We start from the raw sequence: 11,273 nt of genomic DNA, 5'->3' as shown, positions 1-11,273 counted from the left end.
CGTGGTGCCCGCCACCAGCAGGTGGGGCATCTTGGCCAGATCCGCGATGATCGGTTCGCCGCCGATGTTCTTGCCCAGGCACAGGGCCAGGCTCTGCTTCGTCTCGGCGAAGTCGGCCGAGGCCAGGAGTTCGCGCAGGTAGACGGTCTCGCGCCGGGCATTCGGCAGCTCGATGCCGATGGCGTTGCGACCCGGGACGACGGCGACGCGGGCGGAGACCGCCGACATCGAGCGGGCGATGTCGTCGGCGAGCGAGATCACGCGGCTCGACTTGGTGCCGGGCGCCGGCTCCAGCTCGTAGAGGGTCACCACCGGGCCGGGGCGCACCGCGAGGATGTCGCCGCGCACGCCGAAATCGCTGAGGGTGGCCTCCAGCAGGGTGGCGTTCTGCTCCAGGGCCTCCGACGAGATCTGGCTCGATGCGGGCAGGCGCGGCGCATCGGCGAGGAGTTCCAGGGCGGGATGCCGGTAGTTCTCGGAGTTCTGCGGCTGCGGCGGGGCCGCACGGCGCGCGGCGGCGGGAACGGGCGGCGGCGCGGCGGGCGCCACGCGGGAACGCGCCGGCGCCACGGCCTCCGCGGGCGGTGCCGGCTCGAAATCGTCGGCCGCGTCGGCCTCCTCCTCGTCGTGGTGAACCGGCGCCGGCGGGCGCCGCGACGCGGCCGGGGCCTGCGGCGGCGCATCGAAGACCGGCTCGCGCCGACCGTCGGACGGCGCCATCCGGGCGTCGGAGGCATGGGTCGCCCAGGGCGCATCCTCGGGGGCCGCGAAGGCGCGCTGCGCGGCGAGCGCCGGCGAGGCACCCGCATAGGCGAGCGCGGTGGTGGCGGCCGCCCGCTCGGCGCGCCAATCGGCGATGCGCGCCGCGAGGGCCGCGCGCCCGCCCATCAGAGCCTGCGCCATCGCCCCGAGGGAGACGATGCCGAGGCTCGGCTCGTCGTCCTCGTAGCGGCCGTCCTGGCTGGCATCCGGCCGGCCGCGGGCCGGCTGGCGCACCGGAGCCGGCGGCGCGTCGTAGGCGTCGAGATCCTCCTCGTCGATCTCGCCGACCCGGCATGCCCCCGTGAGGCACAGGATGGCGACGCCGGCGAAGAGGAAGCCCGCGAAGGCGTGGAGCGGCGTCGCGACGATGCCGAGCATCGTGCGGGCGGCATGCATCAGGGCATCGCCCGCGACGCCGCCGAGGCCGGTGGGCAGCGGCCAGCGCGCCGTGGAAGGCAGCGCGCTCGCCACGGCGCTCGCGGCGAAGAAGCCAATGATCCACAGGGTGAGGCGCAAGCCGCCGCGGGGCAGCGCCCGCGTGCGCATGAGCTGGATGCCCCACAACGCCGGGGGCAGGACGAAGGCGAGCGAACCCAGTCCGAGCAGCTGCATCGCCAGATCGGAGACGACGGCACCGCCGGTGCCGAGGACGTTGTGGGCGGGGTGGTCGGTGGCGTGGTTGAGGCTCGGATCGTCGATCGACCACGTCGCGAGCGCGACCGTCAGCGCGGTGGCACCGGCAAACAGCACGAGACCGCCCAACTCCGTCATCCGCTTGGCCAGGAACGGGCGAAAGCTGTCGACGAAAGTATCGTAGGGCGATGCGGAACGGCGAAGCGAGCGCATGCGGTACCAGACACGATGGGGAACTGTCCGGTCACGCTAGCGTCTGCGGAGTTAACGGCTGGCTAAGGTTGAGACTTCCCTTCACGCCCGAGCACCGGCCCCTCGCCGCCGTGGCACGGGCGCCGCACAGGCTCGCCCCGGCACGACGATGCCCCGCCGACGCGAAAGGCCCCGGTCGCGGGGACCGGGGCCTTCGGTAGCGACGCCCGAGGGCGCCGCGGGTTCGGCCGGCTCGGGCCTCAGTAGTTGTAGGCGCGCTCGCCGTGATCGGCGATGTCGAGGCCCTCGCGCTCCTCGTCCTGCGTGACGCGCAGGCCGATGGTGAGATCGACGAGCTTGTACAGGATCGCGGAGCCGACACCCGACCAGACGATCGTGAAGCCGACGGCCTTGAGCTGGCTCATCAGGGCGGCGCTGGTCTCGTAGGCGCCGACCGCGAGTTCACCGGGCTTCGAGGTGTAGTCGGGCAGGCCGACGCCGCCGAAATCCGGGTTCACGAGCAGGCCGGTGGCCACGGCGCCGAGGATGCCGCCGATGCAGTGGACGCCGAAGACGTCGAGGGAGTCGTCGTAGCCGAGGGCGTTCTTCACCGTGGAGCACATGATGAAGCAGACCGCGCCGGCGACGAGGCCGAGGATGATCGAGCCCATCGGACCGGCGAAGCCGGCGGCCGGCGTGACGGCGACGAGGCCGGCGATCGCACCCGAGAGCATGCCGAGGAGCGACGGCTTGCCCTTCAGCATCCACTCGACGAGCAGCCAGGAGAGGGCGGCGGCGGCGGTGGCGACGAAGGTGTTCAGCATGGCCATGGCGGCGGTGCCGTTGGACTCGAGGTTCGAGCCGGCGTTGAAGCCGAACCAGCCCACCCACAGGAGCGAGGCGCCGATCGCGGTCATGGTCAGGGAGTGCGGGGCGAGCAGGTCACGGCCGTAGCCGATGCGCTTGCCGAGCATGAGGCAGCCGACGAAGCCCGCGATGCCGGCGTTGATGTGCACCACGGTGCCGCCGGCGAAGTCGAGGGCGCCCCACTTGAAGAGCAGGCCCGCATCGGCGTTCACCGCGTCGAGGGCCGCCTGGGCGGTCGCCTTCGAAGCGTCGTCGGTGGCGGCGGCCAGCGCCTTGGCGGCGTTGCCGACCGCATCCGGGCCGCCCCAGTACCAGACCATGTGCGCCATCGGGAAGTAGATCAGCGTGGTCCAGAGGACCATGAACACGACCAGCGCCGAGAACTTCATCCGCTCGGCGAAGGCACCGACGATGAGGGCCGGGGTGATCATCGCGAACGTCATCTGGAAGCAGATGTAGACGTATTCGGGGATCACGACGCCGTTCGAGAAGGTGGCGACGGTGGAGTTCGCGTCGATGCCCTTCAGGAAGGCCTTGGACAGGCCGCCGACGAAGTCGTTGAGGCCGCCGCCGTTGGTGAAGGCGAGGCTGTAGCCGAAGATGACGAACAGCAGGCAGGAGATGCAGGCGATGGCGAAGACCTGCGTCAGGACCGAGAGCATGTTCTTGGTGCGCACGAGGCCGCCGTAGAACAGGGCGAGGCCGGGCACGACCATCAGCAGCACCAGGGCACTGGAGATGAGCATCCAGGCGGTGTCGCCCTTGTTCGGAACCGGCGCGGCCGCCGCGGCGGCCGGCACGGCCTCCGCGGTGGGCGTCTGCGCAAGGGATGGCTCGATGAACAGGAGCGCCAGCGCGGCGCCCCCCAGCCCGAGCGCCAGGGCATTGCGAAGTTTCATGGAAACGAGACTCCCGATCGCGGTGCGATGCTGATGTGAAGTGGGACTGTCAGGACTGGCCGGACGGGATCGTCCGGTCGAAGGCTGCCTCAGAGGGCGTCGACGTCGGTCTCGCCGGTGCGGATGCGGACGGCCTTCTCGAGGGGCACGACGAAGATCTTGCCGTCGCCGATCTGGCCGGTGCGGGCGGCGGCGGCGATCGCGTCGATGACGCTGGCGGTGAGGTCGGAGGCCACGGCCACCTCGATCTTGAGCTTGGGCAGGAAGCTCACGGCATATTCGGCGCCGCGGTAGATCTCGGTGTGGCCCTTCTGGCGGCCGTAGCCCTTCACCTCGGTGACGGTGAGGCCGTGTACGCCGATGCCGGTCAGAGCGTCGCGCACCTCCTCCAGCTTGAACGGCTTGATGATGGCCATCACGATTTTCATGGGCGACGCCCCCTTAGCTACGAGTGGAATTCGGCAGACGGAAAACTTGGCGGAGGAAACCCGCGCGCGTGGAGGCCACCGGCCGGCGCACGCGAGCGTCGCGACACGATCGGACCGGCCAATCCGCACGGGATCGTTTCCGACCCGTACGTCCGCCCCCATATTCAAGGACTATGCCAGAGGAACTTTTTCGCTGGCGCCCGTTCTGCCCAAGAAGTGTTCGAGCATTGACTCGGGACGCGGCGTTTCTCCGGCCAAGTTTGCTCACAAAATAGGCAAGCCGCCGATGAAAAAGGCAAATAGGCTGCGCTGCGGGCGTTTCGCCGGTGATGCAGGATCGTTCAGGCCTCGGCGCGGCGCGGGCGGATCATGCCCTCCTGCGCCACCGAGGCCACCAGGGTGCCGTCGCGGGTGAAGATCTGTCCGCGGGCGAAGCCACGCGCGCCGTCGGCGCTCGGGCTGTCCTGGGCGTAGAGCAGCCAGTCGTCGGCCCGGAACGGCCTGTGGAACCACAGGGCGTGGTCGAGGCTCGCGGACTGGATCTCCGGGTCGAACACCGTCTGCCCGTGCGGGATCAGGGTGGCGTCGAGGAGCGTCATGTCCGAGGCGTAGGCGAGGACGGCGCGGTGGATCGCCGGATCGTCGGGCAGGCGGTCCACGGCCCGCATCCAGACGTGGAAGCGCGGCTCGCGCGGCGCCCGGCGCAGGTAGCGCTCGATCTCGACGGGCCGGAGTTCGATGGGACGGCGACGGCCGAAATAGGAGAGGATCGGCGCCGGGATCGCGAGGCCGTGCCGGGCGGCATCGGCGGTGGCGGCGGGCGCTTCCGGCACGTCTTCCGGCGGCGGCACGTCGGGCATCGCGGCCTGGTGCGCGGCGCCCTCCTCCGCATCGTGGAAGGAGACCGACATCGCGAAGATGGCTCGTCCGTGCTGGTGCGCGACGACCCGGCGGGTGGTGAAGCTGCGCCCGTCGCGGATGCGCTCCACCGCGTAGTCGATCGGCGCCTTCGGATCGCCGCCGAGGAGGAAGTAGGCGTGCAGGGAATGGGGAGGCCGGGTGTCCGGAACCGTGCGGGTCGCGGCGACCAGGGCCTGCGCCACCTCCTGTCCCCCGAAGACCCGGAACCACCCGGTCTGCAGGCTCTCGCCCCGGTAGAGATCCGGCTCCGGGCTCTTCAGGTCGAGGATGTCGAGGAGTTCGGTGACGATGCCGGTCATGCCGCTTCCCTGATCGCCCGGCGTTTCCCGGGCCGCGTGGCCGCCGTGGCGCTACGGGCGATCCTTCACATGTGAACCATCTCCCTGGCAAGGATCGCGACGGCATGAGCCCGGCTTCCGCCGCGACCCATGCCCGACGACGATCATGCCCAGCGACGATCATGCCCAGCGACGATGATGCGGTCCCGATCCGCGACGCCGCGCGTTGCTCCGGAGACCGGGGAGTGGCACTCCCTTCCTGGCAGCGAGGACTTCCTGGCAGCGAGGACTTCCTGGCAGCGAGAACGGCGGGGATCGGCATGGACGCAACGGAGCGGCGCGGAAACCAGCGCAGCGTGGTCATCGCCGGCGCCGGCATTCCCGGCCTGACCCTGGCCCTGGCGCTGGCCCAGGCGAACGGCCCGGCCCTCGCCGTCACCCTGTGCGATCCCGGCCTCCGCGCCGGTGCGTCGCGCCATGCCGGGCGGGCCTACGCGGTGGCGGCGGGCGGGCGGCGGATGTTCGAGCGCCTCGGCGTCTGGGCGGCGGCGTCCGCGGCCGCACAGCCGATCCACGACATGGTCGTGAGCGACAGCCGCCTGGCCGACCCGGTGCGCCCGGTCTTCCTCACCTTCGCGCAGGACGCGGAGGCCGGCGCGCCCTTCGCCCACATGGTCGAGGCGGAGCCCCTGGCGGCCGCGCTGCTCGCGGCGGCCGAAGCGGCCGGGGTCGTGTTCGAACCCACCGGCATCGTCGAAGCCCTGCCAGCCGGCGGCACCACCCGCCTCGCCCTCGGCGACGGACGCACGCTGCAGGCCGCCCTGCTGGTGGCGGCGGACGGAGCGCGCTCGCGCCTGCGCGAGGCCGCCAAGATCGGCTGGGTCGGCTGGTCCTATCCGCAGATGGGGCTCGTCGCCACGATCGGGCACGAACGCGACCATGCGGGCCGGGCCTGCGAACACTTCCTGCCGAGCGGCCCCTTCGCGATCCTGCCCCTGGTGGATGGCGGCCCCCTCGGACACCGCTCGTCCATCGTCTGGACGGAGCGCGCCGCCGACGTGCCGGCCCTGACGGGCGGCGGACCGGAGGAGACCCTGGCCGAGATCGAGCGCCGCTTCGGGCTCAATCTCGGGCGCCTGTCCCTGGAGCGGGGCCCGAGCGCCCATCCCCTCGCCTTCGGCATGGCCCGCAGCTTCCGGGGCGAGCGCCTCGCGCTGCTGGGCGACGCCGCGCACGTCATCCACCCGATCGCCGGGCAGGGACTGAACCTCGGCCTCGCGGGCGCGGCGGTGCTGGCGGAGGCGGTCACCGACGCCCTCCGGCTCGGCCTCGACCCCGGCAGCCCGGACGTGCTGAAGCGCTACGAGCGCGCCCGCCGGTTCGACACCGTGGCGATGGGGGCGGTGACGGACGGGCTCAACCGCCTGTTCTCCAACGACGTGATGCCCCTGCGCCTCGCGCGGGACCTCGGCCTCGGCCTCGTCGACCGACTGCCGGGCCTGAAGCGCCTGTTCATCGGCGAGGCGGCGGCGGCCCGCGGCCCGCAGCCCCGCCTGATGCGCGGCGAAGCCCTCTGAAACGCCGGACGGCGGCCCTTCCCGTCGAGGAAGGACCGCCGCTCTTCGAAGTCCATGTCCCTGGGGACGCGCCCGCCGGTGGCCGTTACTTGCCCTTGGCGGCCTTGCTGGCCTTCTCGCGCTCGATGCCCTCGAGGATCAGGCGGTGCGCCTCCGCCTTGCCGCCCCAGCGCTTGATCTTCACCCACTTGCCGGGCTCGAGATCCTTGTAGTGCTCGAAGAAGTGCTGGATCTGGTGGATCGTGATGTCGGGCAGGTCGGTGTAGTCCTCGATCCGGTCGTAGCGCATGGTCAGGTGGCGCGACGGCACGGCGATGATCTTCTCGTCCTCGCCGGAATTGTCCTCCATCACGAGGACGCCGATCGGGCGGGCGCTGATGATCGCGCCGGGGGCGATCGCGCGGGTATTGGCCACGAGCACGTCGCAGGGGTCGCCGTCACCCGAAAGGGTGTGCGGGATGAAGCCGTAATTGCCCGGATAGTGCATCGCCGTATAGAGGAACCGGTCGACCACCAGGGCGCCGGCCTCCTTGTCCATCTCGTACTTGATCGGGTCGCCGCCGATCGGCACCTCGATGATGACGTTCACGTCGTCGGGCGGATTCTTGCCGATCGAGACCGCGTCGATGATCATGTGTCTGCTCCCGCAAGCAGGGGCGTTCCGGCCCCGTTGCCGGGTGTCTTAAGGCCCTTCCGCCGCGAAGGAAATCGTACCCTGCGGCAGGCGGCGACGTTTGCACGGAATTGTCGGGTCCGCCTCAGGGGCGGTCGGAGGGACCGAAGCGCCGGCGCCAGGCCGCGGCGAGGCGCGCGAAGGTCCGCTCGATCCAGCGGGCCGCGTGTTCCAGGGGCACCTTCAGCGCCGGGACGTCCTGGCTCAGGAGAGCGAGGCCGACCGGCAGCATCCACAGGCCGAGGATTGGCAGGATCGAGAAGATGCCGCCGAGGATGAAGAGGATCGCCGCCAGGAGACGGATCCAGAATCGCGAGGGCTCGCGCAGCCACTCCACCGCCCTGCGAATGCGGTCCGGCAGCTTCGCGCTGAGGTCCGTGACCCGCCTGTCCCAATCCGCCGCCGTCACGCCCATCCGTGGTCCCGTCCGCGATTCCCCGAGGCCCGGCCCGCCGGACCGGACCGCAGGGCGGCTCGGGCTTCGGCGATGTCAGGTGAAGCGAAAACCAACCTTGGGCAGAACCGTTCCGGCGATCCGGTCGACGGAACGGCCGATCTCGGCGCCGCCGAGGCCCGCATAGAAGGTTCGGGCGCGTTCGTTCCCCTCCAGCGTCCAGACCCCGACCCGGGAAAGCCCATGGTCGGCGAGATCGTTGGAGACGGCCCGGAACAGGCGCCGACCGAGGCCGAGGCCCTGGTGGGCCGGGCGGATGTAGAGCTCGTCGATCTCGCCGGGCGCCTGGAGCATGCGGCCCCGCGCCGGTCCGTAGACCGCGTAGCCGACGATGCTGCTCTCCTGCTCGACCACCACGAGGGGGCGGGTGCGCTGGGTGGCGCCGAGCCACCATTGCGAGCTGCGCTGCGAGATCATCCGCTCCAGCGCGACCCCGGGGATGATCCCCCGGTAGGCCTCGCGCCAGGTCTCGTCGAACAGGTCCGACAAGCGGTCGGCGTCGGCCGGACGGGCGCGGCGGATGCTGGTGGTGCTCGTACGCATGACGGATCCCCGCGCTCGATGAAGACGATGGACGGTTCGCGATCGGTGTCGACCACCGCATCGGAGGTCACGATCCGGGCGAAGACAAGGCGACCTTCGGCAACGCAAGGCCGATGCCGGTTGCTCCCCGCACGCCACGGCGTGTTTGCCGCGGCCGCCCCGCACTGGTAGATCAGCACCCTTCCGATCCCCCGCCCACCGGTTCCACCGCACCCGTGTTCAACCGCTTCCTCTCGTACGAGACCCGCTACGCCCGGCGCATGGCGCGGATCGCGCGCTTCGAACGCCCGATCGCCGGCCCGGTCTCGCGGGCCAAGGCCTGGGCGAACATGCTGCTGGTGGATCACGGCGTGTTCCGCCTCGCCTACCTGAACCGTCACCGGATCGGCGCGGGCAAGCTCTGGCGCTCGGCCCAGCCGACGCCCCACCAGCTGGCCTGGTTCAAGCGCCAGGGGGTCCGAACCGTGATCTCCCTCCGGGGCGGGCGCGAGCACGGCTCGTGGCCCCTTCAGCGCGAGGCCTGCGAGCGTCAGGGCCTGACCCTCGTGGAATTCGTCCTGCGCTCGCGCGAGGCGCCCTCGCGCGAGACCATCCTGGCGGCCAAGGCGTTCTTCGACGGGGTCGAGTACCCGGCGATGATGCATTGCAAATCGGGCGCGGACCGCGCCGGACTCGCGGCGGCGCTCTACCTCATCCTGCACGAAGGCCTGCCGGTGGCGGAGGCCATGGGCCAGCTCTCGGCCCGCTACGGCCATTTCCGGTTCGCCAAGACCGGAATCCTCGATGCGTTCTTCGCGCTCTACCGCCGGGACGGGGAGGCCCGGGGCATCGACTTCCTGACCTGGGTCGAGACCGAGTACGACCCCGAGGCGCTCAAGCGCTCGTTCCGCCCCGGCTTCTGGTCCGACCTCGTGGTGGACCGGGTCATCAAGCGCGAATAGCCGGGCACGAAAAACCCGCCGCGGCGGGGCCGGGCGGGCTGTTTCGAAGGATGGTCCGGGCGGGAGACCCCGCCGGGCTCGCCTCAGGCGGCGAGGCGGACCTTCGACGGCGCATTCTCGTTGCTGACGATGAAGCGGCCGGAATTCGAGAGCGGACCGTTCTTCGGCGTCAGGACGTTGGCGGCCACGAAGACCAGCGACACGTTCAGGGCGACGGCGGCGACAACGAAGAGAGCGATCATCGGAGGTGTTCCAGGGCAGTTGCGTTGAGCCGTATATGGCACCGCACCATTTTCACTGGTATACCAAATTCTACACACCACTCATGCGGCATGTGCAGGCCTCGTCGCGAGGAGAGACCGATCCGGTCTCGAACCCGACGCCATCGCATCGCTCGAACCTCGAGTCATGCAGGGCTCGTCGAATGACCGACCGAATGTAATCGCCGCGATCCGCAGAGCCTTCGCAGCGCACCAATCAGTTCATCGACAGACTTTCGATGTCCGCGGCGAAGGACGACACGTAGCCGGGACTTTCACCGGTGAGGATGATCAGGGTCAGGATCAATCCGACCGCGCCGAGATACACCACGGCGAAGAGATCCCTGTCGTCTCGACCTGCCAGGACGATGCCCGCGAACGGGACCGTCTGAAGGGTGAGCACCGCAGCGATGTTCATGGACAACCTCGAAATCAGCCGAGCCGGCGGGTGGATCGAGTCCCGGGGCCGGCCCGTCATGAGAGAGATCGACGGGCCGGCCGACAATTGCCGAGGGCGTGTGTCGCGGCCTCAGGCCGCCTGGACCGGCCGCGCCGCCACCGGGGCCGCGACGGTGTCATCGGTGAGGAAGCGCAGGCGCAGGGGCTTGAGCACGAACATCGCCAGGATCGCCGCCACGACGTTGAGCCCGATGATGATCGAGAACACCGCCGACCAGCCGTACTTGGCCGAGATCACGCTGGCGATCGGCACCAGGAACGAGGCCGTGCCCTTGGCGGTGTAGAGCAGGCCGGCATTGGTGGTGGCGAACTTCGAGCCGAAGGTGTCGCCGCAGGTGGCCGGGAACAGGGAGTAGATCTCGCCGAAGACGCCGAAATAGACCGCCGTGGCGAAGACGAAGACCAGCGGATGGGTGCCGTAGGTCAGCAGGGTGATGATCGCCAGGGCGGCGATCGAGAAGGCGATGAACATCGTGTTCTCGCGTCCGAGATTGTCGGAGACGAAGCCGAAGAACGGGCGTCCGAAGCCGTCGAAGATGCGGTCGAGGGAGATCGCGAAGGTGAGCGCCGCCATCTGCAGGCCGAACAGGCTGACGGGGACGTCCGCGACCTTGAAGTCGTGGGCGATCGGCGCGATCTGCGCCGCCGCCATCAGGCCGCCCGAGGCCACCATGACGAAGATCACGTACATCAGCCAGAACACGGGGGTGCGCACCACCTCGCGCGGCGTGCGGTCGACCTTGGCCTGGGGCAGACGGAGGGTCTTGCGCTGGACCGGCACCGCCAGGGACGGCTTGCGCAGGAGGAACGACAGGGCCACCACGATCGCCCCCTGACCGATCCCGAAATACAGGAAGGCGTCCTGGTAGCCGCTGGTGGCGATCATCTTGGCGATCGGCACCACCGTGACGGCCGCGCCGGCGCCGAAGCCGGCCGCCGTGGCGCCGGCGGCGAGACCACGCCGATCGGGAAACCACTTCAGGGCGTTGCCGACGCAGGTCCCGTAGACGGATCCGGCACCGATACCGCCGATGACGGCCGCCGCGTAGAGGAGGAAGAGGGAGTCGGCATGGGCGTTCAGGAACCACGCCAGGGCGATCATGATGCCGCCGAAGCAGACCACGATGCGCGGGCCGTAGCGGTCGACGAACCAGGCCTCGATCGGCACCAGCCAGGTCTCGGTGGCGACGAAGATGGTGAAGGCGAACTGGATCGCCGCGCGACCCCAGTGAAACTTGGCGTCGATCGGGTCGACGAAGAGCGTCCACCCGTATTGGAGGTTGGCGATCATCGCCATGCACAGCACGCCGAAGCCGAGTTGCCACCATTTGGCGGACGGTGAGTCCTGACGTTCCATCCCGAATTCCTTCTTGATCGGATTGTTCG

The 11,273-nt window shown here is 70.1% G+C and carries 12 protein-coding genes; 2 read left to right on the top strand and 10 right to left on the bottom strand.

Annotated features, from left to right (window positions below):
- From ACLBWX_RS17960 to tesB, 4 genes are all read right to left on the bottom strand, one after another.
- Positions 1-1,608: DNA translocase FtsK 4TM domain-containing protein (locus ACLBWX_RS17960; protein WP_447678365.1), on the bottom strand; the 1,608-nt coding region annotated here is incomplete at its 3' end.
- A gap of 239 nt (positions 1,609-1,847) precedes the next feature.
- Positions 1,848-3,353 (bottom strand): ammonium transporter, encoded by a 1,506-nt coding sequence (locus ACLBWX_RS17955; protein ID WP_447678364.1) that lies wholly within the window; start codon positions 3,351-3,353, stop codon positions 1,848-1,850.
- A gap of 89 nt (positions 3,354-3,442) precedes the next feature.
- Positions 3,443-3,781, bottom strand: coding sequence for a P-II family nitrogen regulator (locus ACLBWX_RS17950; RefSeq protein WP_056467014.1), 339 nt, complete (start codon positions 3,779-3,781; stop codon positions 3,443-3,445).
- 341 nt (positions 3,782-4,122) lie between these two features.
- Positions 4,123-5,001: an acyl-CoA thioesterase II gene (gene tesB, locus ACLBWX_RS17945; RefSeq protein ID WP_447678363.1), complete on the bottom strand. Its 879-nt coding sequence runs from the start codon at positions 4,999-5,001 to the stop codon at positions 4,123-4,125.
- Between the two features lie 299 nt (positions 5,002-5,300).
- Between tesB and ACLBWX_RS17940 the strand changes: the two genes are divergently transcribed.
- Entirely contained in the window at positions 5,301-6,557 is a 1,257-nt protein-coding gene (locus tag ACLBWX_RS17940) for an FAD-dependent monooxygenase (protein WP_447678362.1), read from the top strand.
- 85 nt (positions 6,558-6,642) lie between these two features.
- On the opposite strand, the gene ppa is transcribed toward ACLBWX_RS17940, so the two are convergent.
- From ppa to ACLBWX_RS17925, 3 genes are all read right to left on the bottom strand, one after another.
- The gene (gene ppa, locus ACLBWX_RS17935; RefSeq protein WP_447678361.1) at positions 6,643-7,191 is read right to left on the bottom strand and encodes an inorganic diphosphatase; all 549 of its coding nucleotides are present in this window, start codon (positions 7,189-7,191) and stop codon (positions 6,643-6,645) included.
- Between the two features lie 124 nt (positions 7,192-7,315).
- Positions 7,316-7,645 (bottom strand): hypothetical protein, encoded by a 330-nt coding sequence (locus ACLBWX_RS17930; protein WP_447678360.1) that lies wholly within the window; start codon positions 7,643-7,645, stop codon positions 7,316-7,318.
- A gap of 75 nt (positions 7,646-7,720) precedes the next feature.
- Positions 7,721-8,227: an N-acetyltransferase family protein gene (locus tag ACLBWX_RS17925; protein ID WP_447678359.1), complete on the bottom strand. Its 507-nt coding sequence runs from the start codon at positions 8,225-8,227 to the stop codon at positions 7,721-7,723.
- 215 nt (positions 8,228-8,442) lie between these two features.
- Here ACLBWX_RS17925 and ACLBWX_RS17920 point away from each other — a divergent pair, with 215 nt between their 5' ends.
- Positions 8,443-9,168, top strand: a complete 726-nt coding sequence (locus ACLBWX_RS17920) for a fused DSP-PTPase phosphatase/NAD kinase-like protein (RefSeq protein ID WP_447678358.1) — start codon at positions 8,443-8,445, stop codon at positions 9,166-9,168.
- 83 nt (positions 9,169-9,251) lie between these two features.
- Here ACLBWX_RS17920 and ACLBWX_RS17915 read toward each other — a convergent pair whose 3' ends face one another.
- The 3 genes from ACLBWX_RS17915 to oxlT all read right to left on the bottom strand — a co-directional run bounded on the left by ACLBWX_RS17915 (position 9,252) and on the right by oxlT (position 11,244).
- Positions 9,252-9,410 (bottom strand): hypothetical protein, encoded by a 159-nt coding sequence (locus tag ACLBWX_RS17915; RefSeq protein WP_447678357.1) that lies wholly within the window; start codon positions 9,408-9,410, stop codon positions 9,252-9,254.
- 235 nt (positions 9,411-9,645) lie between these two features.
- On the bottom strand, positions 9,646-9,846 hold the full coding sequence (locus ACLBWX_RS17910; RefSeq protein WP_447678356.1) for a hypothetical protein: 201 nt from the start codon (positions 9,844-9,846) through the stop codon (positions 9,646-9,648).
- A 111-nt stretch (positions 9,847-9,957) separates the two neighbouring features.
- Positions 9,958-11,244 carry an oxalate/formate MFS antiporter gene (oxlT, locus tag ACLBWX_RS17905; RefSeq protein WP_447678355.1) on the bottom strand — a complete coding sequence of 429 codons (1,287 nt, stop codon included), beginning with the start codon at positions 11,242-11,244 and terminating at the stop codon, positions 9,958-9,960.
- Between the last annotated feature and the right edge of the window lie 29 nt (positions 11,245-11,273).

This window comes from Methylobacterium sp. M6A4_1b (genome assembly GCF_053345175.1).
Note: the sequence above shows the minus strand (reverse complement) of the source record. Positions and strands in the feature narration are given on the sequence as shown.